The sequence below is a fragment of the Chlamydia suis genome, assembly GCF_900169085.1.
Taxonomy (GTDB): domain Bacteria; phylum Chlamydiota; class Chlamydiia; order Chlamydiales; family Chlamydiaceae; genus Chlamydia; species Chlamydia suis.
Window position 1 is genome coordinate 956278 of record NZ_LT821323.1, and the last position, 26316, is coordinate 982593.

The window sequence follows — 26316 nt, forward strand, 5'->3', positions numbered from 1 at the left end:
TCCCCACTCGGGCTCTTCGAAACGTACACAAAAGCCAAACCAGAGTATCATTAATAAGCAGATAAAGCAGCTCAGTAAATCTATACGATATTGTGTATGCTTTAGATGGGCATTCATGAAACAGCTATTTATTATTTCCTATTATTTCCACCAGAAATAATAAATGTTCCCTGTATTTTATACTTTATTAAAAAGTTCCTTGTTTAAGTAGAAGAGCAATGTTCAGAATGCATTTGTTCTTTTGATCTTATTATTGACTTAGATTAAAGTAACTTTTACCCTTGCATTCAGAAAAAATTTTTTGATGAAAAAAGCTTTTGAAAGTGTTGCTGTTAAAAATTTTTTGGCTTAGAAATAGAGCTGAATAGAAGAGCAATGATCACGAGAATGAGGCAACAGAAAGTATGGATAAGCAAAAATTGAAACTAGATGCGAAAGAGATCGAGTTCCCAGAAACAGTTTTTAGCCGCGATATAGAGACTCGTGTGATTCAGGTGATCATTCTTCATTGTTTGGCAAAAATCGACGGGGTTTCTTTGCTAGGAGGGAATCTGATAGACACTCTCTTTGGCCGAGATATTGAACGAATGAAGGGGATCTATGTCGAGCAGGATAGTAAGCATTCCTTAGTCAAAGTTCGAGTTGAAGTGAATGTCGATTATGGAGTTTCTATTCCTGAAAAAACTGAAGAAATCCAAGGATGCATCGTATCTGAAATTTCGGAATACACAGGGTTGCACGTTGCTGCTGTTCATGTTGTAGTCAAGGGATTGACACATCCCAAAGCAAAAGATGAGGAAGTCCCCGCGATCGAAGTAGTTGCAGAACCTTGTTTAGAAGAGCTTCCCGCCGCAGAAGAATATTTAGAGGAAGTTTCTTTAATCAAAACAGAAGAATAAAAAGGCTCACACAGAGTCTTTTTGTTCTTGGCCTTCTTTTCGAATGTGTTGAATATCTTTTTTGGTTAACCCAGGAACTGTTTTCAGTTCTTCTTCCGATGCCGCCAATATGCGTTTCCAGCTTTTGAATTTTTGAAGTAGTCGTTGCGTTTTGATGGCGCCTATTCCCGGGATTTTTTTCGTTGTTAGAGTCTCTTTAGCGTGCTTTTTACGATAGTGGTGAATGGCAAAACGATGCGCCTCGTCTCGTAATAACTGAAAGAATTGAAGAATTTCAGAAGTAGGGGGGAGCAAGATTCCTTGAGGGAAAGATTTGCAAAAAAGCTTCTCCTGGCGCAAGCTTTTACTGTGGTTCCCAGCTTCCTTAGCGATAGTAATTATAGTAATGCCCGTTAAATTGAGTTTCTCTAAAACGTCCTGAGCTCGTTTAAACTGATGGCGTCCACCATCAATCACAATAAGATCAGGAAGCTCCGTAGTAAGTGAGCGAAAACGCCGCGTAAGCACTTCTTCAAGCGCTGCTAGATCATCTCCTTGAGAAGATATGGAAAAGGTGCGGTACTGCCGGGGAGCAAAGCCCCCTTTTTCAAATACTACATATACGCCTACATTGTGTTTCCCTTGTAGGTGCGCATTATCATAGCACTCAATGCGATGGGGGTATTGGCTTAATTGAAAAAATCGTTGAATCTCCTCGTAGGGAGCAGTAACCAAGTTTAAAGGTTTAGCTTGCTCAGCAGCATTTTTATGGGCAAGGGCAAGGAGTTCTTTTCCGTATTCTGTTTTGGGGCAGTATATTTTGGGTGGTGTGGCGGCATTAAGTAGGTAAGGGAGCTCGGGGCTATCTAAGGGGATGGGAAGGAAGATTTGTTTAGGGATTCGAGGGTTTTCAGCATAATATTGTAAGATAAAGGAGGAAAATAAAGCGGAGTCTTCTTGAGCATTTTCTGGGAAGATAAAATGTCGAGCTCCGAGGAGTTTTCCAGAATACACTGATAACACGGAAACAATCGCAAGAGGCCCTTTTCTATAAAGTCCGAGTATATCAATATTATAGGCTTGAAATTTTTCCACGTGCTGTTTTGCCATGGTCTGGCGGATTAGTGTGAGTGTGCGGTACAGGGCTGCAGCGTGCTCGAATTTCTGCTCTTGAGAAGCTTTTTTAATGGCTTTTTCTAGGTTTGTTAATGTAGCAGTCACGTCACCTTTAAGAAAAAGCAGGGCTTTTTCCAAAGTCTCCTGATATTCCGTTTTGGAGCATAAGTTCACGCAAGGAGCCAAGCATCTCTTCATTTCATAAAGAATGCAGGGGCGTTGGCGCGTTGCGAATTCTTTATCGGAGCAGGTCCTCAGAGGGAACCACTGGCTAATTACTTCAAGCAAGGCATAGCAAGCTTCTGCACTAACATATGGGCCAAATAATAATTGTTTTTTTTTGCCAGGGGAGAGAGCTCGTGTGCGTATGGCTTCAATTTTTGGCCAAGGATGTTGAAGGGATACAGATAGACAGAAAAAAGTTTTGTCGTCTTTAAGAAGAACGTTATACCGAGGTTGATACTTTTTGATTAGATTATTTTCTAAAAGAATGGCTTCCGTTTCATTGGATACAACAATGGTCTCTATATCGGTTGTTTTTTTCATCAAAAAGGGAACACGCTCGCGAGAATCACTCTTCTTTTGAAGATATGAAGCAAGACGATTCCGTAAATTTTTCGCTTTGCCGACATAAAGAACAACTCCTTGGGAGTCTTTCATGAGATAGACTCCGGGAGAGGAGGAAACATTCTTTAGAGAAAAATCTTCTATACGCACGTAAATCGTAAAGTAGAATTAAAACATGATTAGCTGTTGAGCCTTTTCTGGCTCCGGGCGCAGATCTGGTCCTTCGAATTGATATAAAATCTGTTGAGCTCTTGATACAACGGAAAGAGGGAATCCCGCAAGCTTGGCAACATGAATTCCGAAACTTTTTTTCGAGTGGCCTTTTGCGATTTCATACATAAAAATGGGTTGACCACCATTTTCTTTGACAACAGCATGAAAATTTTCCACATGCTGACAATGCATCTCTAGTTCTGTAAGCTCTTTGTAGTGCGTAGCAAACAGAGTTTTTGCTTTTTTCCCTTCTGTAAACAGAAGAAATTCTACAACGGCCTGGGCTATGGCCAGCCCATCATAGGTGCTTGTCCCTCGACCAATTTCATCTAGGATAACTAATGATCGGTCTGTTGCGTTATGTAAGATATTGGCTGTTTCTGCCATTTCTACCATAAAGGTAGACATCCCTTTAGAAAGATTGTCTCCTGCCCCAATGCGTGTAAAAATTTTATCAATGATCCCAATATGAGCTGAGCGAGCTGGAATGAAAGATCCCATTTGCGCCATGATGACCAGTAATGCAATTTGGCGAATGTAGGTAGATTTCCCGGCCATATTGGGTCCTGTAAGGAGAATCATGCGAGTTTGAGCGCTATGCATTACGGTATCATTGGGAATAAAAGTTCCTCGATCCAGTAAAGTTAAGGCAACAGGGTGCATGCCTTTGGTAATGGATAGAGCATCGCTATGATCAACTAGAGGACGGCGATAATCATATTCTGCGGCTAGTTCTGCCAAAGATGCCACATAGTCCAAATCTGCGATTGCGGTAGAAAGCTTCAGAATCAGATCTCTCTGTTGCAAGATATAAAAACACAACTCCTTGAAAAGTTGAGTTTCTAAAGTTTGGAGCTTGTCTTCGACACTAAAAACTTCATCTTGGAATTGTTGAAGCTCTTGGGTGGTGAAACGCTCTGCATGTAGGCGAGACTGTCTGCGAATAAACTCTTTAGGAAGTTGGGGAGCAAGATTGCTAGCAACCTCAATGTAGTACCCTAGCGCTTGGGCATAACAGACTTTGAGCTTTTTAATATCTGTCTCTTGGCGAATGCGGTCTTGGTATTCAAGAATCCAAGATTTAGAGTTTTCTTTGAGATTCCTTAGTCGTAAAAGATCTTGATGGTGGTGATCAACAAAAATATTCCCATCGGAAACTTTTAAAGGAAGCTCTTCAAATAACTCGGTTGATAAAGTTTCTATTAGAGACTTTAAGGGCTGAGCAATTAGAAACTTATTTGAGAGAAATTCTGGGAGGGAGCAGTTTTGCAGATCATTAGCAATATGTGAGCAGGCAAGCAGAGAATCCCGAAGCATCCCAATATCCTTGGGGCTGGCTAAAGTTGTCGAGATCTTAGTAGCCAGACGCTCTAGGTCTCTTACACAAGATAAATGGCGTTTTACCTGTTTTCTAAGAGCTTCTTGCTGCAGGAAAAATTCTACACAATCCTGTCGGAGAGTAATTTCTTTTAGATCATAGAAGGGATTGATGAGGGTATTCCTTAACAGTCTGCCTCCCATTGGAGTGGAAGTCCGTTCCATGACTTGAAGCAAAGATCCTTTACCGTGTCCGCCATGAATAGCGGACAGTAACTCTAAATTGGTTTGAGATGCCTTGTCGATGAGCAAGTGCTTATGTTGCCCATAAATTTTGGGAATGGAAAGATGGGAGATCGGGAGAAGGAGTTTATCTTGAATATAGGAAAGAAGAGCACCAGCAGCATTAATAGCAGGAACTAATCCTTGCAGCCCAAATCCATCTAAAGAAGAAACTTGAAAGCAAGAATATAATTTTTTTGTTGCAGATTGATATTCAAAAGCCCAAGAAGCATATTCCGATAACGTGATGCGCAAGTGCTGTTGAAGCTGTTTTATAACAGCTTCATTTTTTTGATAAAATTTTGCATGGCTTAATAATTCAGAAGGAGCAAGGCGGCAGATCGCTTCAATAAGGTCTTTTGTGTTATCGTATTCTGCAACGAGGAAAGCCCCTGTTGACAGGTCTAAACAGGAAAGTCCGTATAAAGAGCCCACCTGATTGATGGCAACAATGTAGTTATTCGCTTTTTCTGGGAGCAAAGAAGATGATAACAGGGCTCCAGGAGTAATTAAACGGCTAATCGTTCGAGGTACGAGACCTTTGCCTCCTTCGACGTGGTCAGCTTGTTCTGCGATGGCCACCTTAAATCCTCTGCTCACCAAACGATCCACATAACCATCTAGATTAGCTGCTGGGATGCCGCTCATGGGAACGTTTTGTCGTTGGGTCAAAGTAATATCTAGATTTTGAGCTAAGACTAGGGCGTCATCAAAGAAAGCTTCGTAAAACTCTCCAAGGCGAAATAACAACAGACAATCACCAGCTTGCTCTTTGCACTGCTGCCATTGCTGCATCATTGGGGTTAGTTTTTGTGTCATAGCTTTATCTAGTATCGCGTGATCAAAAAAATTTTTTATTTTTTGGCAATAGGACAGGCTCTTGTTAGCCAGGGAACCTTCGACACGCAGAGTGTACAACGGTGCTGAATTTTTGGGGAATACAAGACTTCCGAGCGTAAAGTTCTTAAGCAAAAACACAATTGTCATAATGAAAAATAGTCTCGCATTTCCAAGAAAATCGCGGTGCGGTACCATGCATCTCGCTTATGGCTAGGGGAAGGCAGCGCATGTAACCATGCGTTTAGGCCTCTTATATTCTTGATAGAGATCATAAGAGAGAGGAGTAAATAAGGGAGGGGAGCTAGGCTAGTATGTATTACACAGAAGAGAGCTTAGAGACTCTAAAGCACAGTATCGATATTGTTAGCGTTCTTAGTGAATACGTGCATCTGAAGCGTAGTGGGGCGGATTATAAGGCATGCTGCCCTTTTCATGATGAGAAAACTCCATCGTTTATTGTGTACCCAACTAGAGGACATTACCATTGCTATGGATGTGGGGCACATGGTGATGCGATCAACTTTCTTATGAAGCAACAGGGGTATTCATTTTCGGAAGCTGTACTTTTTCTAGCTAAAAAGTTTCATGTTGACCTTGTTGTTAAAACAAAAATTCAAGAGCCCTCTAGCAAAGATTCGAAAGAATGTCTGCGTCGCATTAACAAGGAGGCTGAACGTTTTTTCCAATATTGTTTATTGCATTTGCCGGAAGGAGAAGAAGCATTAGCTTATTTATATAAGCGAGGGTTTTCTCCAGATACTGTAGACCGTTTTCAGATAGGGTACGCTCCTGAGCAAAAATTGTTTGTCCGAGCAATGGAAGAGAGGGGGATCTCTGTAAAACAGTTGGAGTGGGCAGGATATCTATCTAAAGATTGGTTTTTATTTGCTCAAAGAATCATGTTCCCTATTCAAGATTCCTTGGGTTATACAATCGGTTTTTCTTCTAGAAGATTTAAAGAAGGGGGACGAGGTGGAAAATATATTAATTCTCCAGAGACTATTTTATTTAAAAAATCTCGAGTATTGTATGGGTTGCAATTTTCGCGTAAACGCATAGCTAAAGAACGCAGGGTGATTTTAGTTGAAGGCCAGGCCGATTGTTTGCAAATGATCGATTTTGGTTTTAATTGTACTTTAGCTGCTCAAGGGACTTCTTTTACAGAGACCCATGTGAAAGAGCTTGTAAAATTGGGGGTCTCTAAAGCGTATTTGCTATTTGATGGGGATGCTGCTGGGGAGAAGGCTTCGTTGCGAGTTGGAGATCTTTGCCAGACAGCAGGGATTACCGCGATAGTTTGTCGGCTCCCTTCTGGGCAGGATCCAGATTCTTTTTTAATGCAGAAGGGGCCAGAAGAGCTACGGGAGTTATTAGATAGAGGAGAGGATTATCTTTCGTTTCTTGTCTGGCATAAGATTCGTTCTTATGAGCAGTTCACTCCTAGGGAAAAGGCTCGAGTAGTAGAAGAGGTAATTCAACAGGTTCGGCATTGGGGAAGCCCTATTACCATTCATGAATACCTTAAACAATTAGCTTCTTTGGTTAAAGTGCCAGAACCTGCAGTTTTTAGTTATCTTTCCTCTATTACGTCTGCTGAAGAGAAAGGAAAAAAGGCTGTAGCGAAAAAGGAGCCTTCTGATCATGGGTCTTCTTCAGAAACCCCTCCAGAAAAGAAAGTTTCAAAAAAAATTTCTCCAGGAATGATTCTAGAAGCAGACGTAATCCGGTGTTTGTTATTTGCTAAACCCGAAGAGGAGTTTGTGCCAGCAACTGTGAAGCACTATCTTTCTCCTGAACAGTTTCATTGTGCAGAATATCGATCTATCTTTGTCATGGCTATGAATCACTACAATGAAAGACAGGCATTGCCTTCTATGGATGATATGATGGCTTTGGCTTGGGGGACTGAAGCGATGTCGCTTCTTGTGGACAGACGTATGAATACGGAACTTATGCGGGATATTGTTGTACAATCGATTCAAAAATTATTAGACAAGCATTGGCGAGATAAAAAACGAAAATTATGCCAGCAGACAGGGAAAGGATTGGATTCTTTGCAAGAATATGTTCGCCTTACTGAGGAGAGGGTTACAGTCTCTCTGGTTTTTGATAAAGAATCCTTTAATCTTTAAGATTAAACGTTGATTATTAGTTTGTTTTATTATAAAATTTTGAAGCTTTAATTCTCTTTTTGTTGGTTTTTATGAGAAGTCTTCACTTTTTATTAACCGCATTTACATTTTCTTTGTTTTGTGGGGCGGCTTTAACCGCTTCGTCTCCTAAGGCCTTGAGTTTTGTTGCTTCGGAAGCCGCGGGGACAGCCCTTGCGCGCCCTTCTTCTGTCTCTTCGCTACTAGATTCTGCTCATGAAGTGATTAAGAGTGCTGGATTGGGATTCGGTTCCACTTGCATTCTAAACGAATTACAAAGTTTACAGAGTCAGGAATTGGAGGGATTGCTCGCTTCTCAGGAAAGAATTTAGTTTTCCACTTCTTATTTAAGCAGCTATTTTTGTCGCATTGTGATAGCCTTGATCGAAAAAATTTTTTGTTTGAGTAGAAGAGGAGTTTTCTTATGCGATTCTTGTTGGCCTTATTCTCGCTGATTCTGGTTCTTCCTGCAACTGAGGCTTTCTCACAAGAGGACAAACCGCATCAACAAGAAGCAGAGGAGGACTTGTGTGGGCAGAGAAAGGATACTTGTGTATTTTATAGCTACGAGAAAGCTCTACAACATGCAAGAGAGTGCGACAAACTCACTTTGGTTGTGTTGTTAGATCGTTCCGAAGGGTGTTCTTTTGAGCCTCTTTTTGAAGTAGCCACTTCTATGGAGGATTCTTTATTAGCAGCATTTGCTGATTTTGTAGTTCTTGCTAAATCGGGAGCAGTTCCGCTTATTTATCCTCCGGTTCAAGATCCTATGATTGGGGAGATTGATGCTTTTCTAGCCGCTTTCCCTGGTCAAGAATTCCCAGAGCAGCCCGCGATAATCACAATTGCTGTTGGAGACTCTTCTGTGGAGGTCATGGACGTTACCTTAATTCCCCAGACGATAGAATAAAAGGTCTAAAAAGCCCTCTTTTTATAAAAGGAGGGCTTTTTCTTTGCGGAATATTTCTCTCTTGCTTAGAGAACATCCCAAGCATAAAAACCAAAACATTTTTGAGCGTCTACTAGCAACGCTATGCGTTGATTCCGAATATTTTCATTGTCATCCGCAACACGTACAGAGTCTAAAAAGGCTTCGGTGCTTTGAGACAAATCTTTTAGATGATACAGGTACTCTCTGGAGCTAATTGGAAGAGAGGCTGTTTCTTTTGTAAAATTCTCCAAAGCTTGTTTGAAAGAAACATCTTCTAAAGTTTGTAGAGAGAATACGGATTCTGTAATAGAGAACGACAAAGAGGCTAGAATTTTTTTCAGCCGATTGTGTGTGGCTGCAATGGTTTCTAGAGTTTGCGTGTTCTTAAGTTCCTGGATCGCCAGAGCGCTTTGGATAATGATTAAAGGATTTTTCGGGCTTTGTTCAGTAAGGACTAAAGCAATAATGTCTTTGGCAAATCCTAGAGAGGATAAAATAGTTTTTAATCGTCCCCAAACAAAAGAACAGAGTTTGTGCAGGACTTCATCAGGCGACCACTCCACATTGGGAAGATTACAAGGGAAATGTCGAATAAGGCGAGAAAATAGCTCAACTATGTCTACAGAACTCTGTGTTGTGTGGAGCAGGGTGAGAATCTCTAGCGATTGCCTGCGCAAAGCATAAGGATCTCGGGAAGATGTGGGGCACAGTCCAAGAATAAAACAGGAGAGTAGATTGTCTGCTCGGTCAAGAATACTTAACAAAGCTCCTGTTGTTGAGATGTTGGAACCTAGGGTAATGTGCTGCAGATGTTCCCCGATAGCTATTGCTGCGGCTTTAGGTAGAGCTGCATTTTGCAGGTAGTATTTCCCCATAACTCCTTGTAATTCGGGAAACTCATTGACCACGGAAGATACGAGATCTGCTTTGCAATAGTGTATGGCAATGTCGATATCTTCTTTTGCACATAAAGGGAGAAGCGGGAAGGCTTCTTCTAAATGCTTTTTCAAGCGAGCTGTTTTCTCTGCTAAACTCCCCAAGGCATCAAAATACGTGACGGACTCTAGTTTCTTTACAAAAGAGTCCAGAGGAGTTTGGAGATCAAGCTTAAATAGGAAATTTCCATCCGTTAGACGTGGCGCCAAGGCCTTTTCATTCCCCTCAATCATGATATCGGTCGGAGAGTTATCACAAACAATTAAAAATCGATTGGTTATTTGGCCTTCTAAGTTTTGAATAGGGAAATAACGTTGGTGCTGAATCATTTCCGCTATTAACAGTTCTTTAGGAAGAGAACAGAAATCTGGATCAAATTGGGCGCAGATCACAAAAGGATGCTCTGTTAGAAAGACGTTTTCTTCTATGAGATGCTCTGGAGCTATGGCTTCGGTTTGATTTCCTGTGAAATTTTGCAGCCCCTGCTCAATAATAGATCGACGTTCTTTGTGAGAAACGATCACGCAGGCCTCTCGCAATGTATCGATGTAGGCTTTGCTAGATGAGATGGTTAACTGACGGTTATCTAGCTGTCGGTGTCCCCAAGAAAGGTTACCGGATGCAACGAATCCTAGAGAAAAAGGAAGAATTTGATCTCCATATAAAGCAACTAACCAACGAATGGGTCGAGCATATTCGACGCCTCCGTTATCCCAAGTCATTTTTTTGGGGAACTGGATCGCCTGAATCAATAAAGGAAGTTCGTGCGCAAGAATAGAAGCGGTTTCTTTACGCTCTTCGGGTATGACAAGAAATAGGTAATCGATCCCTTTAATGGAACGGACGCGGCAGACGGTAGAAGATTGATCTAGAGCACTTCGATGAGAAATGGATAATCCGTGAGAGGCAAAGAACTGTTCTCCTTGAGAAGACAGGGATCCGTTCTCTTCAAATAATAGGGAGAGGGGAGGCCCTTTTTTCTCTGTTTCCGGACGAATGGTTACATGGCTCAGGCCTTGTATACGTAAAGCTAATCGTCGAGGAGTTCCCAGTACTTCCAAGTGCTCATAGGAGATGTTATGTTCCGCGAGAAGTTTTTTGGCTAAAGATTCAAGTTGTTGAATTCCAATGGGAACAAAGGATGCAGGGAGTTCTTCACTTCCAATTTCCAGCAAAAAGTCTTCATTTTGGCTGACATGAGGAATCGGTCTAGGTGTTGCCTTCGGAGAGGAAGGAAGCGTTTTAAGAAGAGGGAATCCGAGAGATTCTCTCCACATTACGTATTTATCTGCAACAGCGCGTGCTAATTGGCGAATCTTAGCAATGTAGCGCGTGCGCTCGGTAACAGAAATCACTCCTCTAGAGTCAAGCATATTAAATGCATGGGAGGCTTTAATGACAAAATCATAAGCAGGGAGAGGGAGGCCTTGATCTAATGTAGCCAAAGCTTCGGCAGCGAAGTCTTCAAAATGTTTTAACCACATGGAGGTGTTGGCGGTCTCAAAATTATATTGACTCCAGACTTGTTCTGCATGGCGAGTAATATCCCCATAGGTTAAGGAATCATTCCACATCACGTCATAGACAGAATTTTTTTTCTGCAGATACATAGCGATCCGCTCAACACCGTAAGTAATTTCTCCGCTAATCGCATCTAGCGGTTTACTTCCTACAGCTTGGAAATAGGTGAGTTGGGTAATTTCCATGCCATTTAACCATACCTCCCATCCCAGCCCCCAGGCTCCAATCGTAGGATTTTCCCAGTCGTCGTGGACGAAACGAATGTCGTGGTCAACTAAATGTAAGCCAATGACTTTGAGAGACTCTAGATAAAGAGAGAGAAAATTTTCGGGGACAGGTTTAAGGATGACCTGCAATTGGTGGTATTTTTGTAGGCGATTAGGATGTTGTCCATAACGGCCGTCCTGCGGACGTCGAGACGGTTCAACATAAGCTGTTTTAAAAGGTTCCGGGCCTAGGGCGTGAAGAAAGGTAGCAGGGTTGAATGTCCCCGCCCCAACTTCCAAATCATATCCTTGATGAATGATGCATCCTTGTTCGCTCCAAAAACGTAGAATGGCCGCTATCATGGCTTGAAGAGTTAAAGGTTGTGAGGACATAAAAAACTCCTAGATATCTGAGAAAAGGAATCGCTATGCGTATGTGGATACGGCAGAAACGGGGCCGACTCTTTTGAAGAATCTCCGGATTCCTAGAGGAACATACTAGTGGAAGCTCTATTAATTGAACAAGGCGAGAAATATCCTAGTGATAGGAGAAAAGAACGGCGTTAGGCATAGTGTTATCGACAGGTTTTTTTTTAATTTCATAAGAATCGGTTTATTCTTGATCCTCGACCAGAAAAACTAGCGATAAATTCTAGAAATGCTAAGAATGAGAGAACTAAGAAAGAGTGCTTTTTTGAGAGAAGTTTTCCCTTTTTACAGAAGAGACACGACAAATGAGGCTGATTGGTGGTGCTCGAGGGAACAGACTTTTTCAAAAAAAAGATGTCTGGCGTGAAGCGCGCAGCGTGGTAGCGCTAAGCTTAGGGAATTCAAGGAATTCTTGAGGAACAGATGAGAGTGAGCTTACCAAACTGCCTGACAGTTTTTCGTCTATTCATCACACCGATTTTTATGATTCTTTATTTGAAAGGGAGATGGTTTGGTCTATCCGCAACAGTTTTGCCTTACGTTTTACTCTTTTTGCTCGTTATGGCTGAAATTACGGATGCTGTGGATGGATATATTGCGAGGAAATTTTCCCAGGTGACGGACCTAGGGAAGCTTCTAGATCCTATGGCAGATAGTGTGTATCGTATTTCGCTCTATCTGACGTTCACACAACCTCCTGTAAATCTTCCTCTCATACTTGTTTTTATTTTTTTAGCTAGAGATTCAGTGACAAGTACTTTGCGTATGTTGTGTGCGAGTCGAGGACAAGTGTTAGCTGCCAGAACAAGTGGAAAGTTAAAAGCTATTCTTCAGGCTATCAGTTTCTTTTTCATTATTTTTGCCATGTTTTTCTGTGCTAAAGGGATTATCTCTACGGATGATTTAGAGTTTTTTGCCACGATTGTCGTTTCTTTGGTCGCGTTTTACTCTGTGTGCTCTGGAGTAGAATATATTTGGGTAAATAAAAATCATTTATTACAGAAAAATGACTCGCTAGATAGCGAGTCATAGGCAAGGTTACTGTTTGTAAATTTCTACGTATTTATTGGCAGCGGTCTCTAAATCAGAGGAAAACTCTAAGCATGCGCGGACGATGCATTCCCACTTGTCTCGCTTGTTGCGGTAGGTGTCAACAGCCTCCGAAAGCATGTTGCGGAATTCGTGGAAATCATGAGGGTTATAGAAAGAAAAACCATTGACTCCATGAGTCACTGTGTCTGCTAATCCTCCTGTTGCTCTTACTAATGGCACTGTTCCATAGCGCATACCAATCATTTGAGTAAGTCCGCAAGGTTCAAACATAGAGGGAATGCAGATCATGTCTGCTGCAGCGAAAATTTGCCGCGCTAGTGCATCACTATAGGTTAAAAGAATGCGCACATTTGGGGAGGTTGCTAAAGATTCTTGTAGATTAGAGAATTCTTCCTGCAGTCGCTCTCCATAACACGTTCCTATGATGATCACAGTATAAGCATTTTCCATGGCGTGAAGGATCGCCTGCTTCATGAACTCCGGGCCCTTTTGCTCCGCGATTCTAGAAATGATGCATAAACAAGGAGATTTTTCTAAAGAAAGCCCTAAGGTTTCATAAAGAGCTTTTTTGTTTTCTGCTTTTGCTTCAAAGAAGGCAGGAGGGTTTTCAAAAAGTTCTTTGCTATAGTTTTTCGCTAAATTCGGATCGGTTTCTGGCCCCCAGATCGCAGGGTCTATTCCATTTAAGATTCCTCGAAGATGGTGTTGTCTAGCAGTAACGGCATCGTGGATCTCATAGTCTGAGTAATCTTGAAGGATTTCTTTAGCATATGTGGGAGAGACAGTGGTCACAAAGTCCGAACAATACAAAGCTCCTTTTAATAAGACACAGGTTTGTGGATCTCGAAATAGTTGGTAGTGGCTCAGATAAAATTCATTTAGAGACGAAGCCTCTAATATTTCTCGTGTTGTATACCCTCGGTAACCAAAGTTGTGTAAGGTAAGAACGATTTTTTGTAGCTGAGGGCAGGGTTGTTGTTTGAGTAATCCGGCGACTAATCCAACATGCCAATCATGCAAGTGAACAATGTCAGCACCTTCTTTTTGAATGTAAGCTGCAGCAGCGGCAGAAAAAGCACAAAAACGAAACGCATCATCATTTGTATAGATTGTTTTGGCTTCTTCAAATAATTCCGGCTGCGAGTCCAATTTGAGTAGAGTTATCTTAATCCCTTCATGAAAATAAGAGAAGGCAGTGGCTTCCTGTTCTCCAGCAAAAAAATAGGAAATTTTTTGAACGGAGCAAAGATCCTGTTCCTGGAGCGAAGTAAATAGTTGGGGGTATAAAGGGATAACTACTTCCGTGGTATGATTAGCTGCTAAAGCTTTTGCTAGTCCGTATAGTGCGTCTCCCAGGCCTCCGGCTTTGATGACCGGAGCAAATTCGATGGCTGTGTGAATAATCTTCATTAGCAGGTTTTTGTTTTTGTTAATTAAATTAACCTTTTGATTATTTTTTTTATAAAAAATAATCAAGGGGTTTTTTGTTGGAGTTAGTTGTTGGGTTGGAAAAGTTTTTTGGTTCCTTTTAGAAGGCCGTAGACTGCACACGTTTTCACATAAACGTAAAAAACTTTGGTTTTTGAGAATTTTTTCTACCGATAAAAAGGTTTCATAGTATACACTCGAACTCTTCTGTTGGGGTGTGGCCAAGCGGTAAGGCAGCGGTTTTTGGTACCGCGCATCGGAGGTTCGAATCCTTCCACCCCAGAAATGTCTTTTGCTCCCCCCTATGTCTGATTTAATATAGCTCTCTTCTCGAAAGGAGATTCTTGTTAGGACTATCCGAGGGAACAGAAGGCTTGATAATAATCAGAGGCTGCAAGTACCATGGTAGGCGCTTGCTCGGAGAGAAATTCTTCGTACGTGCCGTTTTAAGGCCGGCTGGTATAGCGCGTAGGACCGTTTATCCGGTTGAGGGAAAAAAAGCCCCAAAGGCCTTATCAAAGGCCTTTTAGCTCAAGGTAATGGAGAATAGCAATTTATGGAACTCGTAGTTCAACGTCGTGAGACTGATAAGAAGTCTGTTATTAAAAAAATCCGTCAGCAGGGTGGAATTCCAGCTGTTCTTTATTCCGGTGGAAAAAGCTTAGCCAATATTGTTGTTGATGCGCATGTTTTCAATAAGTTTCTTTCAACTTTAGAGAGTGGAGCTTTGGCGTCTACAGTCTTTACTCTTTCTTACGAAGGACGAGAAATCAAGGCTTTAGTTAAAGACATTCAGTATCATGTAACGACTTACGATGTGATACATCTTGATTTTGAAGAATTAGTAGAAGATCGCGAAGTTCGTTTGAATATTCCTATTCGCTGCATCAATACAGTGGACTGTGTTGGGGTGAAATTAGGGGGATCTTTGAGACAGGTGATTCGTTGCGTGCGCGTTGCTTGTAAGCCTAAGGATATTGTTCCATTTTTAGAATTGGATGTGCAATCTTTAGGACTTTCTCAGACATTAAAACTGTCGGATATTTGCATCCCAGAGGGGATTAGACCGGTTAAATCTCTCAAAGAAGTTGTAGTAACAGTAGCTCGACGATAAGATCTATTATTATGGTGAAGCTGGTTGTTGGCATAGGAAATCCTGGAAGACAGTATGTCTGGACAAGACACAATATAGGATTTCTTCTGTTGGACTTTCTGGCTTCTCGCTTTTCTTGCGAGTTTCGCGAAACTCCGCGTCTTTTTGCTTCGTTTGTGAAGGTGGATACAGCAAACGGAGCAGTTATTCTTATCAAACCCACAACTTATGTGAATCTTACAGGTAAAGCTGTTCTCGCTGCTAAAAAGTTTTTCTCTATTTCTGTAGAAGATATCCTCGTTGTTGCAGACGATATAAATAGGGAGTTCGGCTCTATACGCTTTCGACAGGATTGTGGTTCTGGAGGGCATAATGGAGTTAAGCATACCACGCAGTCTTTGCAAACTAATCATTACTGGCAATTACGGCTTGGGGTAGGAAGACCTAGTCCTCAGGCAGAAGGAGTTGCTGATTACGTGCTGTCTAATTTTTCTTGTAATGAAAAAGAGCAATTAAATGATTTTTTAGAAAAAGGCGTAGAAGAAATCTTGCCTTGGATAGGTTTTTAATTCAAAAAAGATTTGCTATTCGCTTTTTGAAAAAAAGTTCCTGAAAAATAATCAGTTTCGATAACATGGAGGCGCTTCTTATAGGGTAGCTATCCATAGTTATTGGAAGAAGCTAGGTCAAAGCTTAGGAGTTTTTAATGAAAAAAAAAACAGGCCAACTTTATGAGGGAGCCTATGTTTTTAGCGTGACGTTGAGTGAAGACGCTAGACGTAAGGCTTTAGAAAAAGTTACCTCTGGAATTACCAACTATGGTGGCGAAGTTCTGAAAATTCACGATCAGGGGCGCAAAAAATTAGCTTACACAATTCGTGGAGCTAGAGAGGGTTATTACTATTTCATTTACTTCACAGTAGCCCCAGAAGCCATTGCCGAATTGTGGAGAGAGTATCATTTAAACGAAGATCTTCTTCGATTTATGACTCTTAAAGCAACCGCTGTTAAAGAAGTTTTAGAATTTGCTACATTGCCAGAATAACAGTTAAGGAGAACGTATGAATAGACCTGTTCATAATGAACACAGAAGGAAGCGTTTCGCCAAGAAATGTCCTTTTGTTTCCGCGGGTTGGAAGACCATCGATTACAAGGACGTCGTCACTCTAAAAAGGTTTATTACGGAAAGAGGAAAAATCCTACCAAGAAGGATTACTGGGGTTTCTTCTCGCTTCCAAGCGCTACTTGCTCAGGCCGTTAAGAGAGCTCGACATGTTGGGCTTTTGCCTTTCGTAGGAGAAGATTAAACTTAAAGGAAGAATAACGGATGAAACCACAATTACTTTTGTTAGAGGATGTCGATGGCTTGGGACGTTCCGGCGATCTTGTTTCTGCCAAACCTGGATACGTTAGGAATTACCTGCTTCCTAAAAAGAAAGCTGTAGTTGCTAGCGCGGGAACTCTCCGTTTGCAGGCTAAGTTGCAGGAACAACGTTTGTTGCAGGCTGCAGCCGATAAGGAAGAGTCTCTTCGTTTGGCAGAGATGCTAAGAAGCCTTGTTTTAGATTTTCAGGTTCGTGTAGATTCTGAGAACAATATGTACGGTTCAGTGACCGTGAATGATATCATTGGTGCTGCTGAGCAAAAAGGTGTTGTTCTTACACGTAAAAATTTCCCTCGTGCCCACAGTGGCGTTAAAACTTTAGGGAAACATGTAGTCGGCCTGAAATTAAAGGAAGGCGTGACTGCAGATCTTCATATTGAAGTTCGTGCCGATCACGAAATCGTTGAACAAAAAGAACACCAAATTACAGAAGAACAAGAAGGCTAGTCTTTTTGTTTATTGGGGGAAGAAATTCTTTCTTCCCCATCGCTTTTTTTTATTTTAGTTATGCATTTTTTTTCTCCCGCCAAGCTTAATATCTTTTTGCAGTTGCTTGGCAAACGAGATGATGGTTTTCATGAGATAGTCACTCGCTATCAAGCCGTAGCCTTTGGGGATCAACTCTCTCTATCGGTAAGCTCTTGTGATTCTCTGCATGTTGTCAATATTCCTCAGCTTGAAACTCCTAATAATTCTGTTTGGAAAAGCACGGAGCTTTTCCGTCAATACACAGGGATTACCGATCCTGTAACTTGGCGTATAGTCAAGCATATTCCCGTTGGATCGGGGCTTGCAGGAGGAAGTAGTAATGCTGCAACGGCATTATTTGCTTTGAATAAGCTGTTTCAAACGGGTTTATCCGAAGAAGAGATGCGCTCTTTAGCGAAATATGTAGGTATGGATACGCCTTTTTTCTTTTCTTCAGGATCTGCGCTAGGATTTGGGCGGGGCGAGGAGATTGTGTCTTTGGAAGACAATGTTCTAGATAAATATGTTTTATATTTATCTGAAGCAGGAATGTTAACCAGCAGGGCTTTTGCGGCTGTAAAACCTACGGATTATTCTCTTAGCAGGAATATAAATTATGATCGAAATGACTTAGAGAACCCCGTTTTCCGTTTGCGTTTGGACTTGAAAGCCAAAAAACGCTGGCTGGAAGATCTTTGGGAAGGAATTCCCGCTTACGTGGGGCTCACTGGATCTGGAGCAGCTCTATTTGTTCGTTACGCAGAAGCCTTGGAAAAGGATTCTGCTTATGCCGCTAGAATACAAAAAATTATTGCTCTGAGCGGAGGAGTATCCACCACTCCTATACGAAGAAACGCCCCAGATTGGTATACGGTCTACTCTAAAAACGTGGTTGCTGCTACAGCGGATATTTTGTAGGGAGCTTCTGCTGCTTTAGAAATATTAAATTGTTTATCGGATTCAGAACATTTAGAAGCAGAAAGAATGCTTGATGAGGCGGTAACGACCCGATTCATGATAGATGCGAGCTCTTCATTGTCGTTCTCTAAAGACAGCATAATTGTGTGTTGCATACTCCAGCTCCTTATAAATCCTACGCTGTTACATCCCTAGTACAAAAATGCTTGATTTTTTTCGATAGAAAAAAACCGCAAGATTTTTCACAGAAGCGGCTTAAAAAAGACTCTCTTTCATCAGCGAAATAAACAAAACGTAAATGAGGGCACGTCTCTAAGCAACCAAAAGATGCTTAAGGATACAATAGAAGGGATCCACGCTGACAAAAATAAGCGAATCAACGAAATGTCTGAGTGTGGGAAAGTGGGCCGCAGAATAAGGTATCCCACGATGTTGGGCATATTCGATACCAGAGTCAGTCCTCCTGCAGACATACTTCCAACCAGAACCAGGTAGAGATAGCAATCATTAGCCATTGGGAGATTGTGTACGATATGATTGACTAAGGCGTTGTCTAAGAAGATAGAAAACATATAAGAGGTCATCATGTAGGCAAAATCTGACATCCCGTGCATCAAATCGAGCATCCACCATTCTTGAAGCTCTCCAAAAATCACCACCCCGACATAAAATAACCCTACAAAACAGACTTTAGCAATTTTGATGGGGTGTTGGTAAAAAATAGTGAATCGTTGAAATCCTAAGTAGAAAACAAGCAAAAATCCTAAGAATAAAGGGATTGCTCGGCTTAGGATGACACAGCCAACGAGAATAACGTGAATGAAAATGATCCAAAAGGGAACACGCTCACTCATCATGGCGGTGTTTGGGATGGTTTTGGGAAATTTTTTAAATTCTTTGCGGAAGAATAAAAAAAAGATCGTCGTAGAGACAAAAATAGCTAAGATCACTTTCCAACAGAAATGGCTCACAATAAAGCGATTCGTCCATTTAATTTCTGGAAGAATGGTGAGTAGGGCACGAGAAGAAAACGAAGTGGTTAAGCCGCTAATAGAAATATTGGAAAAAAGCAGTCCCATAGTTGCATAGCAAAATCTGGGTGATGGGGAGAATTTATAAAAGTGTTTGGATAGGAGTGTCGCGGCAATAATCATGGCACCAGATTCTTTAAGGAAGAAAGCCGACAGGGGTGCCGTAATCATAATAGTCCACCACCAACAAATCGGAGATTGTTTCCCGATTTTAGCGATTACAGAAAAGACTTTCTGGGAGAAATATTCAATAGGGCGTGATTCAAGAAGAATCAACATGACGCTGATAAAAAGGGAAAACACATAATTACGACTATCAAAATAGGCCATAGTTATGCGATAGCCCTCTACGTACAAAAAGAGAAAAAATAAAGGAATGGCCCAAAGGACAAACACTAACTCGACGCGACTTACAATACGAAGAAGCTCACTTAACCATAGATATTGACGCCAGCGTTCTGGGAATATCATTTTTTTATGCTGACATTCCTCATATAACCGTGTTAACCATGGAGTAAGAAAGGTATGGATCACAGCAGAAAAAAATAAAAAGGCGGATCCAATGCGTAATCCAGAGGAGTAGTAGGGCAAAATCATAGGGCTCTCAAGATAGAAGAGGTCTTTTTGTCTCGCCAGAAAGAGGGGTATTGCTAAACAATTCCTAGCTCCCTATCACTATTTCGGATGTATATAAAGAAGCAAGAGGTTTTTCTCGGGTGCAGAGGAACTGTACCCGAGAAAAGTGTTTCACTGGAAGGACTCTTATTTGTCTTGTCGCGAGTCGGCACCATAAATAAGAAGCTGGATTTCTTCTCCAAACTGCTGACTCAAAAATTCTTCACAATACCTTTTGAAATAAGAGTAATCCATAGAGCGCGCTGCAGCAATTTTTTGATCAGGACGAGAAAAATCCTGTTTTTCTGTTTCAAAAGCTATCGAGAATAACTTTCTCGCCATTGCTGAAGGGGTTGCGCTTGGAAGTAAAATAGATTGAATATACGTCTCTCGAAGCTGCTCGAATTTTTCCTCAGATAATCCTGCAGACTCTAGATCGCTAGCAATCTTTTGTATGAAAAGTTGCGTTCTGTGCACAAGCTCTTCAGGAGAATACGTGTTCGAGCGAATATAAAAAAGACCGCAAGGATTTTCTGCAAATTCGAGGTATTTGGCTCCTACCATGTATCCCAATTGTTGTTGAGTGCGTAGCTGCTCAAAATATACACTGTGGATCCAAGATAACAGCATGCTGGTAGCCACAGTATCTTTGCATTGATCAGGACGTTCATTTTGTTCGAGCAAGAGCATGCCATTCCCGGAAAGAGGATACTGGAAGGATAAGGATGTAGAGGGAAGGGGTTTTCTCTGCGGATAATAGTGTGGAGGATCGTAGGGAACAGAAGCCTCTGCAAAATGAGTAAGAGAGGTTTGTAGTTTGGATAAATCTTCTGAAGAAAGAGTTCCTAGCGTTAACGCTTCTACAGCTACTTCTGTAAGTAGTTGGTGGGCAAAATTCGAAAATTCTTCGTAAGAGATATCGGTCAACGCATCTCGTTTTTCTTCTAAAGAAAAACAGTTTTTAAGAAGTTGCGAAGAAAGTTTATTCAGGCCAGCTCGTATAGGACAGGAAACAATGCCTTTTTGGTACTGCTCCAAGAGCTGGTCCTTATAGTATAGAAACAGACTTTCATCGAAATTAAGATCCCTTAAAGAAGATAATAGAGCATCTATCAAAACGGGGGAAGTCTCTGTATAGCCGAATAGAGAAAGATCTACCCCTGTAGCTCCTGGGGTCACGGAAAAAGTCATTCCAGCTCTTAGGGCTTCGTCATAATGTTTGATCAGGGTTTCATTAGCTAGAAGGCTGTATAAATCGCGCAAGACCACAGAATGCACGTTTGCTCGTTGAATTTGAGGAGAGCGGATACGTAACTCCGTGGCGATTTTAGGAATTGTGTAAAAGGAATCCTCACATGTGTACAAAGTAACAGCATTCTGCTGATACGAGAGTGTCGGAGAAAAGGCAAACCCTTCGAACTCTTTCTTTTGGGATAGTAACTGGACTTCTTTAGGAATAAATTTATTGGGCTGCGGAAAGGCAAAGTCTAAAGAAGAAGGATCAGATATTAAAGTGACATCCAAAGGCTTTTCATAAAAAGTCGTATCGAAAATAGGATCATAGAACTCATCTGCATCTTCCCATGAGCTGGGGAGGGTTGCAGATAAGATATAACGAGCTTGTTTTGGATCTGCTAAAAATGTAGCAAAAGCTTGCTCATCCTGATGTGAGTATTCGGAATAAACGATAGAACGATAGGGATACGTTTCTAAAGGTTCTGAAGCAAAATGGGGTATCATTTGCGTCAGAGTTAAGAACAGTTCTGTTTGTGTACTATAGGTGTATTCCAAAGAATGGATTTTTTGTAGCTCTGGTAAGGTATAAGAAGGGAGTTGTTTTTGACGAACATAGTCAAGAAAGGCGAAAGTGAGCTGAAGGACCCTTTGATATTCACGCTCTCCTTTAGTTGTGAGTTGGTATTGGATTTCAAAATCTTGTGTATTATGAGAAGTGTGATAAAGGTCTGCTTCCGCTTGGGTAATCAGCTGTTCTTTTTTAAGTAAAGCGATAAGACTATTCTCTTTTTCGCTAGATAAAATGGAAATGAGTGCCTGTGCCCACCCTTGCAGAGATTCCGGGGCATCGTAAAAATGCCAGTAAACAGCGAGTTGAGGGGAAGGTTCCACCGCCTTATTAATAAATAGTTTGTTAAGAGAAGAGGAGTCCTGCGTATAGGGAAAAGGTTTTTGTGGAGTATATTGTGGGGATTTAGGAATTTGAGAGAATCGGTCTGCGATATAAGGAACAGCAGTATCCAAGGGAGCTGTGGTGTATACAATTGCTGCCATATTTTCTGGCGAGTAATGAGTAGCAAACCATGTTCGCATGTCCTGCGAGGTTACGGAACTTAAGGTAGAAAGATTCCCACAGCCGAAACGTTTCAAGGGATGTCCTTGAGGTGCTATAAGTTGCTGAATGCGATGCATGCGACGAGAATCTTTCGTCGGGTGCATTGCAAACTCTTGCTCGACAGCATGTACTTCTTTGTTTAAATCCTCTTGGCGGAAGCAAGGTTGGATAAAGAGGTGAACAAATTGATCCAGAGCCTCGTCTAAGTCGTGATTATTGACAGAGAATAAAAAGCAGGTTTTATCTGGGTAAGTAAAGGCATTGTAAATCCCTCCATGAGTGCTTAGAAATGCAGGGAACCCGGAAACCTGGGGATATTTTTCATTACCAAGAAACACGCAATGTTCTGTGAAATGAGCTAATCCAGGAAATTCCGCAGGATCCGCGTTATTTCCTGTTTTGACCACTAAAGCTGCCCCGGATTCAGAGGCGTTAGGGGAGGAAATAATCATGAGGGGAAGCCCGTTAGGGCAGATAATCTTAGCTATCTTCTGATCTGCTAATGCTGGGGTTAAAATAGTTAACGGATTTTTATCGGGAATAGTTTGAAAAGATTTTGAGCAAGAAGTGAGAAAAGAAGAAAAACAGAGGAACAACAGGGGGAGAGAACGCTTCATATTTTGTGATTATAGGTAGCAGCTTCGATAGTAAGGGGGTGGGTGTTTTCTAATTATGTGAAAACCACTGAGATAGGGCTTTTATCAAAAGGATTTTGGTTCGTCAAGTTAGAATTTCTTTGTAGAGATCGGTAACTGTAGAAAAGACTCGAGAGGCTCTTAAAGCTCTCTGGGAGTGTTTGTCGCAAAGTTCGATTTCTTCGGATGAGCAGAGATCATCAAGAACAATCTCTTCTCCAAAGTTGAAAGCTACAGGAGCAAAGGCGATGATACGGTGCTCTCCAATCGTTTCCTCAATAGTAGGGGGAGGAGGAAGAATATCATATGTCTTCATAGCAAAAGGGAAAAAATGGGTAAGCTTTCCGGAGCTTTTGGCAAGAAGACGAAACATTTCTATACTATCAGGATGAAATTCTGCAGGATAGAGCTCTCCGCGAGAGTTTTTACGATCTCTTCCTCCAGCAGGCGCGACATAAATAAACTTGCCTCCTTCACTGAGCAACATTTTTAATGTTCTCATGCTCTTTTGGTTGTGATTTAATTTCTCTTCTTTAAGTTCTGGAGGGTGGTTAATGTGTCTTTTGGAATAGATACATAAAAGATCGCACCCCATGCTAAAAGGTCTTGCTAAGGGGTCTGAGGTTACGCGATCTCCTGCAACGAAGATCATGTTTTCCATCAGCTGGGGATGTGAAGCTCCGAGCAAGCAGAACATCAACTGAGGATCGGACTCTGTTTGGTGATTGGCTAAAAGAACTACATTATGTCCAGCATGAATGTAGTTTTGAATCTGGTCTAATTGGTGAGGGTTTAGGACCTGAGATTTTTGATCGTCGATGAGTACGGAAAAAAAATCGATCCCGAATTGATAAAGATCAACAGGGCTGCGAATTTTTTTGTGGTAAGGGGGGAAAATGATGGGATTCTTAAGGTCATCAATGATGACCTTAAGCCATTGGGAGCAAAGAGATTCTGCTTTTTCAACAGAACATTTTTTAGTTGCCGCCTCGACGTATGTTTGATGGCAAATTTGAAACTTTTGGTACAAAGGCTCCGGTAAACAGTGATCTTCAAAAGCCTGATATAAGTAGTTCGAAAAATGCATCAATACACCTATTATAACTCAATTTCTTCTCCTGTGATTAAAGAGAAAAATTGATAATGGTTAAGATGGATAGAATCTGACGTATTGATCTGTAACTTAGCTTTCAATTGTTTTGCTAAGCGGATTAATTCAGCATCGTCGTGCTCTTGCTTCATATAATGAGCGATCTCTGGGTGAACAACTAAACATAAATGCGAATGTTCTTTGTGTTTAATAATTTTTTTCAAGTTGCGCTCTATCTCTATAAGGATGCTTTCTGCGGTTTTGATAATGGCGTTCCCATTACAATAGGGGCAAGTGGTAAACAGCGTTTGCATCAACGATTCTCGGTTTCTTTGTCGAGTCATCTCTACCAAACCAAATTCGCTCATGCTCAAAATGGTGCAGCGCGCAGCGTCGTATTTCATGTGTTCTTTTAATCTTTCTAGAACACGACGCTGATTTTTTCGGGATTTCATGTCGATAAAATCTATTATGACAAGTCCTCCGATGTTTCGTAAGCGCAGCTGTCTAGCAATCTCTTCTGCAGCTTCTAAATTAATTTGAACAAGAGTTTCTTCCACTCCGCTTTCGAGTTGTGTGCTACGGCCTGAATTCACATCGATGGTGTGCATAGCTTCTGTTTTATCAAAAAAGAGATATCCTCCACTAGAAAGCCATATTTTTCGTTTTGTAGCGCGATCGATTTCTTTTTCGATGTTGAAGCGCTCAAACATAGGGATCGAGTCGCGATAGTATTCAATTTTGACTGCGGTGTCCGGGGAATATTTACTCAGTAAACGTTTACATTTTTGATAAGTAGCATAATCATCAATTAATAAACGTTTATAGCTTTTATCCACACAAGTCATTACTGCTTTCTTAAGAAGGTCTGTTTCTTCGTAAAGAAGAGCGGGGTGATCGGGAGAATAAAATTTTTCTAAAATGCCTTGCCACGTATTCAGCAAATCTTGCGCCTCATTAATAAGAGCTTCTGTTGAAGCAGAAACGCTTGCGGTTCGGCAGATGAGACCCATATTTTGGGGCATTTCGAACGAGCGAATTAATTGTTTAAGTTGGTCTCGCATCAAAGGGTCTTCGATTTTACGCGAAACTCCGCGGTGAGGGGAGTTAGGTAAAAGGACTAAGTAACGTCCTGGGATCGAAATGTTAGAAGTTAATCGAGCCCCTTTCGATCCTATAGGTTCTTTCACTACTTGCACAAGTACGGGGCTGTCGAGCTCAAGAAGTTCCTCAATAGGCGCTTCTGATGCTTCTTCTGACTGAGTTTCCGATTGATCAGCATCTGCATCTATATCGAACATCTGTTCGAATTTCTTAGAATTTTCTAAGACATCTGAAATGTGAATAAAACCATTCTCTCTTTCATCTATGTTGATGAAGGCGGATTGAATGTTTCGTAAAATATTAGTTACGCGACCTCTATATATATTCCCTTTCAATTGGCGAATTTTTTTTCTTTCAATGATGAGATCAAACAATTGGCCATTCTTCAAATGTGCGTAACGAATCTCTTTAGACTCTATATTTAGTAAGATATCGTTTTCCATGGCGTTCCTAAATGCTCTGCGCTCTAACGGGAGCCCTCTCCTAATCCAGAGGATGGGGAGTTATTTTAAAAATTATTAGGTAGAAGGCGGATTATATGTCGACTAGGTAAAAAATTCTACAAAAATGCTTGTTGTTGAATAGTTTAATTTAGAAACAGAATAGTTTCTTTTATTGTGATTTCTATAGCGACAAACGCCAAATTTTTTCTTTTATTGGCGATCCACATTCTGAGTATTTTATTAGCGACAGGATAAGAAGGTGGCTTCTTATGCTGCAAATACTTTTTTAAAATTGTTTTACTCTTCCGCTATTTTTGCGAAAAGTTTTGCTCCATTATGAAGGGAAAGGGAAAACCTTTTGTTTCGATAAAAGCTTCTTTGTAAAATGATTGGCAAGATTTGTGATGGGGCATTCAGATTAAGAAAAGGGAAGGTTAATTGAAACAAGACGACAATACAAAATTTTATCTTTATCGATTAAAATTTCCTGGAGATAGAGAAGAAATTCATGCGTCGATTGCTCCTCAGGTATTTGGCGATTCTGTGGGGGAGGGATTGTGTTCTTCCTTTGTAGAAATTCAAGGAAGCATAGAAAGGATAGATGGGGAACAGTGGTTTTTGTCTTTAGAAATCTCGACAACACTGTCTCTTCATTGTTGTATTTGTGATGCTCCCTTCGAATGTCCAGTGCGAGGTATTGTGGTGCAGCAATTAATTCACGCTTCCGAAGAAAAATCTGGGATATTTGACTGTCGCGATTTGATTCGGGACGAGTTATTGCTAGAGGGGGATCGTTTCCAGGAGTGTGAAAAGGGGGGCTGTCCAGAAAGAGAGTTTGTCAAAAGTTTTTTAAAGAAGGGAAGCTCCTAATCTCTTAAAAGAGAAAAGCAACCTTCAGCTTCCCAAAAACCTTTGTCTCTAATATACTCTTGTGTTCGCTGAGAGAAGAGGAGAAAGGTCTTCCTTGCATGGAAGCTTCTGGAGAAGAAACACTTTTTCTTTTCTGTCGCGGTATGGTTTAAGGAGTTGTTTCAAAAATTTTGTCGCTCTTTTAAATCCTGGAGATCCCTAACTAGACTTCTTTATCGGGAAGGATACTTATCTGCAGTCTATAGGAGAAATTAGGAATGGCAGTACCACGTAATCGTCATAGTAATGCTAGAAAAAATATTCGCAGAAGCCATCATGCAAAGAAGGCATGCTCTGCTGCGGTATGTAATAATTGTAAGCAAGCTTTTATTCCTCATACAGTTTGCGCTTCTTGTGGTTTTTATAAGGGCAAAGCTGTTTTAACAGTGGAAAAATAATCTAGTAGCAT

Annotated in this window: 22 protein-coding genes and 1 tRNA gene; 14 read left to right on the forward strand and 9 right to left on the reverse strand. The window is 41.1% G+C overall.

Going from position 1 to position 26316, the window contains the following annotated elements; all coding sequences use genetic code 11:
* Positions 1 to 404: 404 nt before the first annotated feature.
* Entirely contained in the window at positions 405 to 899 is a 495-nt protein-coding gene (locus tag B6E89_RS04340) for an Asp23/Gls24 family envelope stress response protein (protein ID WP_080133203.1), read from the forward strand.
* A 6-nt stretch (positions 900 to 905) separates the two neighbouring features.
* Here B6E89_RS04340 and uvrC read toward each other — a convergent pair whose 3' ends face one another.
* Both uvrC and mutS read right to left on the reverse strand, forming a co-directional pair.
* A complete protein-coding gene (gene uvrC / locus B6E89_RS04345) occupies positions 906 to 2711 on the reverse strand; it encodes an excinuclease ABC subunit UvrC (RefSeq protein WP_080133204.1) in 1806 nt (601 codons plus the stop codon).
* 18 nt (positions 2712 to 2729) lie between these two features.
* Complete coding sequence (mutS, locus tag B6E89_RS04350; protein WP_080133271.1) at positions 2730 to 5192, reverse strand: DNA mismatch repair protein MutS; 2463 nt, start codon at positions 5190 to 5192, stop codon at positions 2730 to 2732.
* A gap of 332 nt (positions 5193 to 5524) precedes the next feature.
* Here mutS and dnaG point away from each other — a divergent pair, with 332 nt between their 5' ends.
* The 3 genes from dnaG to B6E89_RS04365 all read left to right on the forward strand — a co-directional run bounded on the left by dnaG (position 5525) and on the right by B6E89_RS04365 (position 8273).
* Positions 5525 to 7345, forward strand: coding sequence for a DNA primase (dnaG, locus tag B6E89_RS04355; RefSeq protein ID WP_080133205.1), 1821 nt, complete (start codon positions 5525 to 5527; stop codon positions 7343 to 7345).
* A 62-nt stretch (positions 7346 to 7407) separates the two neighbouring features.
* Positions 7408 to 7695, forward strand: a complete 288-nt coding sequence (locus B6E89_RS04360; RefSeq protein WP_087878009.1) for a hypothetical protein — start codon at positions 7408 to 7410, stop codon at positions 7693 to 7695.
* 92 nt (positions 7696 to 7787) lie between these two features.
* Positions 7788 to 8273 (forward strand): hypothetical protein, encoded by a 486-nt coding sequence (locus B6E89_RS04365; protein WP_080133206.1) that lies wholly within the window; start codon positions 7788 to 7790, stop codon positions 8271 to 8273.
* Positions 8274 to 8338: 65 nt separating this feature from the next.
* On the opposite strand, the gene B6E89_RS04370 is transcribed toward B6E89_RS04365, so the two are convergent.
* Complete coding sequence (locus tag B6E89_RS04370; protein WP_080133207.1) at positions 8339 to 11350, reverse strand: glycine--tRNA ligase; 3012 nt, start codon at positions 11348 to 11350, stop codon at positions 8339 to 8341.
* A gap of 459 nt (positions 11351 to 11809) precedes the next feature.
* Between B6E89_RS04370 and pgsA the strand changes: the two genes are divergently transcribed.
* Positions 11810 to 12418: a CDP-diacylglycerol--glycerol-3-phosphate 3-phosphatidyltransferase gene (pgsA, locus tag B6E89_RS04375; RefSeq protein ID WP_080133208.1), complete on the forward strand. Its 609-nt coding sequence runs from the start codon at positions 11810 to 11812 to the stop codon at positions 12416 to 12418.
* Between the two features lie 6 nt (positions 12419 to 12424).
* Here pgsA and glgA read toward each other — a convergent pair whose 3' ends face one another.
* A complete protein-coding gene (gene glgA / locus B6E89_RS04380; protein ID WP_080133272.1) occupies positions 12425 to 13849 on the reverse strand; it encodes a glycogen synthase GlgA in 1425 nt (474 codons plus the stop codon).
* Positions 13850 to 14078: 229 nt separating this feature from the next.
* On the opposite strand from glgA, the gene B6E89_RS04385 reads away from it, so the two are divergent.
* From B6E89_RS04385 to ispE, 7 genes are all read left to right on the forward strand, one after another.
* Positions 14079 to 14150 (forward strand) — tRNA-Gln (locus B6E89_RS04385).
* 273 nt (positions 14151 to 14423) lie between these two features.
* Positions 14424 to 14981: a 50S ribosomal protein L25/general stress protein Ctc gene (locus tag B6E89_RS04395; RefSeq protein WP_035407723.1), complete on the forward strand. Its 558-nt coding sequence runs from the start codon at positions 14424 to 14426 to the stop codon at positions 14979 to 14981.
* Between the two features lie 11 nt (positions 14982 to 14992).
* Positions 14993 to 15529 (forward strand): aminoacyl-tRNA hydrolase, encoded by a 537-nt coding sequence (gene pth, locus B6E89_RS04400; protein ID WP_080133209.1) that lies wholly within the window; start codon positions 14993 to 14995, stop codon positions 15527 to 15529.
* 137 nt (positions 15530 to 15666) lie between these two features.
* The gene (rpsF, locus tag B6E89_RS04405) at positions 15667 to 16005 is read left to right on the forward strand and encodes a 30S ribosomal protein S6 (RefSeq protein ID WP_035407729.1); all 339 of its coding nucleotides are present in this window, start codon (positions 15667 to 15669) and stop codon (positions 16003 to 16005) included.
* A gap of 16 nt (positions 16006 to 16021) precedes the next feature.
* A complete protein-coding gene (rpsR, locus tag B6E89_RS04410; protein ID WP_010229752.1) occupies positions 16022 to 16267 on the forward strand; it encodes a 30S ribosomal protein S18 in 246 nt (81 codons plus the stop codon).
* 20 nt (positions 16268 to 16287) lie between these two features.
* Entirely contained in the window at positions 16288 to 16791 is a 504-nt protein-coding gene (rplI, locus tag B6E89_RS04415; protein WP_035407733.1) for a 50S ribosomal protein L9, read from the forward strand.
* Positions 16792 to 16851: 60 nt separating this feature from the next.
* The gene (gene ispE / locus B6E89_RS04420) at positions 16852 to 17730 is read left to right on the forward strand and encodes a 4-(cytidine 5'-diphospho)-2-C-methyl-D-erythritol kinase (RefSeq protein ID WP_080133273.1); all 879 of its coding nucleotides are present in this window, start codon (positions 16852 to 16854) and stop codon (positions 17728 to 17730) included.
* Here the strand turns inward: ispE and rbp7 are convergent.
* From rbp7 to B6E89_RS04445, 5 genes are all read right to left on the reverse strand, one after another.
* Entirely contained in the window at positions 17688 to 17885 is a 198-nt protein-coding gene (rbp7, locus tag B6E89_RS04425; protein WP_035407736.1) for a reticulate body protein Rbp-7, read from the reverse strand. The two genes, ispE and rbp7, sit on opposite strands and share 43 nt — an antisense overlap.
* A 120-nt stretch (positions 17886 to 18005) precedes the next feature.
* A complete protein-coding gene (locus tag B6E89_RS04430) occupies positions 18006 to 19358 on the reverse strand; it encodes a putative Na+/H+ antiporter (protein WP_080133210.1) in 1353 nt (450 codons plus the stop codon).
* Between the two features lie 165 nt (positions 19359 to 19523).
* Entirely contained in the window at positions 19524 to 22343 is a 2820-nt protein-coding gene (locus tag B6E89_RS04435) for an insulinase family protein (protein WP_080133211.1), read from the reverse strand.
* Between the two features lie 103 nt (positions 22344 to 22446).
* Positions 22447 to 23448 (reverse strand): 1-acyl-sn-glycerol-3-phosphate acyltransferase, encoded by a 1002-nt coding sequence (locus B6E89_RS04440; RefSeq protein WP_080133212.1) that lies wholly within the window; start codon positions 23446 to 23448, stop codon positions 22447 to 22449.
* Positions 23449 to 23459: 11 nt separating this feature from the next.
* Positions 23460 to 24998 (reverse strand): Rne/Rng family ribonuclease, encoded by a 1539-nt coding sequence (locus tag B6E89_RS04445; protein ID WP_035407749.1) that lies wholly within the window; start codon positions 24996 to 24998, stop codon positions 23460 to 23462.
* Between the two features lie 438 nt (positions 24999 to 25436).
* Here B6E89_RS04445 and B6E89_RS04450 point away from each other — a divergent pair, with 438 nt between their 5' ends.
* Both B6E89_RS04450 and rpmF read left to right on the forward strand, forming a co-directional pair.
* Entirely contained in the window at positions 25437 to 25868 is a 432-nt protein-coding gene (locus tag B6E89_RS04450) for a DUF177 domain-containing protein (protein ID WP_035407752.1), read from the forward strand.
* Between the two features lie 257 nt (positions 25869 to 26125).
* Positions 26126 to 26305 carry a 50S ribosomal protein L32 gene (rpmF, locus tag B6E89_RS04455; RefSeq protein WP_035407755.1) on the forward strand — a complete coding sequence of 60 codons (180 nt, stop codon included), beginning with the start codon at positions 26126 to 26128 and terminating at the stop codon, positions 26303 to 26305.
* Positions 26306 to 26316: the final 11 nt, after the last annotated feature.

Coding starts and splice junctions, on each gene's coding strand:
- B6E89_RS04340 (WP_080133203.1), top strand. CDS start 405: ATGGATAAGCAAAAATTGAAACTAGATGCGAAAGAGATCGAGTTCCCA.
- mutS (WP_080133271.1), bottom strand. CDS start 5,192: ATGACACAAAAACTAACCCCAATGATGCAGCAATGGCAGCAGTGCAAA.
- dnaG (WP_080133205.1), top strand. CDS start 5,525: ATGTATTACACAGAAGAGAGCTTAGAGACTCTAAAGCACAGTATCGAT.
- B6E89_RS04365 (WP_080133206.1), top strand. CDS start 7,788: ATGCGATTCTTGTTGGCCTTATTCTCGCTGATTCTGGTTCTTCCTGCA.
- B6E89_RS04370 (WP_080133207.1), bottom strand. CDS start 11,350: ATGTCCTCACAACCTTTAACTCTTCAAGCCATGATAGCGGCCATTCTA.
- pgsA (WP_080133208.1), top strand. CDS start 11,810: ATGAGAGTGAGCTTACCAAACTGCCTGACAGTTTTTCGTCTATTCATC.
- glgA (WP_080133272.1), bottom strand. CDS start 13,849: ATGAAGATTATTCACACAGCCATCGAATTTGCTCCGGTCATCAAAGCC.
- B6E89_RS04395 (WP_035407723.1), top strand. CDS start 14,424: ATGGAACTCGTAGTTCAACGTCGTGAGACTGATAAGAAGTCTGTTATT.
- pth (WP_080133209.1), top strand. CDS start 14,993: ATGGTGAAGCTGGTTGTTGGCATAGGAAATCCTGGAAGACAGTATGTC.
- rpsF (WP_035407729.1), top strand. CDS start 15,667: ATGAAAAAAAAAACAGGCCAACTTTATGAGGGAGCCTATGTTTTTAGC.
- rpsR (WP_010229752.1), top strand. CDS start 16,022: ATGAATAGACCTGTTCATAATGAACACAGAAGGAAGCGTTTCGCCAAG.
- rplI (WP_035407733.1), top strand. CDS start 16,288: ATGAAACCACAATTACTTTTGTTAGAGGATGTCGATGGCTTGGGACGT.
- ispE (WP_080133273.1), top strand. CDS start 16,852: ATGCATTTTTTTTCTCCCGCCAAGCTTAATATCTTTTTGCAGTTGCTT.
- rbp7 (WP_035407736.1), bottom strand. CDS start 17,885: ATGCAACACACAATTATGCTGTCTTTAGAGAACGACAATGAAGAGCTC.
- B6E89_RS04430 (WP_080133210.1), bottom strand. CDS start 19,358: ATGATTTTGCCCTACTACTCCTCTGGATTACGCATTGGATCCGCCTTT.
- B6E89_RS04435 (WP_080133211.1), bottom strand. CDS start 22,343: ATGAAGCGTTCTCTCCCCCTGTTGTTCCTCTGTTTTTCTTCTTTTCTC.
- B6E89_RS04440 (WP_080133212.1), bottom strand. CDS start 23,448: ATGCATTTTTCGAACTACTTATATCAGGCTTTTGAAGATCACTGTTTA.
- B6E89_RS04445 (WP_035407749.1), bottom strand. CDS start 24,998: ATGGAAAACGATATCTTACTAAATATAGAGTCTAAAGAGATTCGTTAC.
- rpmF (WP_035407755.1), top strand. CDS start 26,126: ATGGCAGTACCACGTAATCGTCATAGTAATGCTAGAAAAAATATTCGC.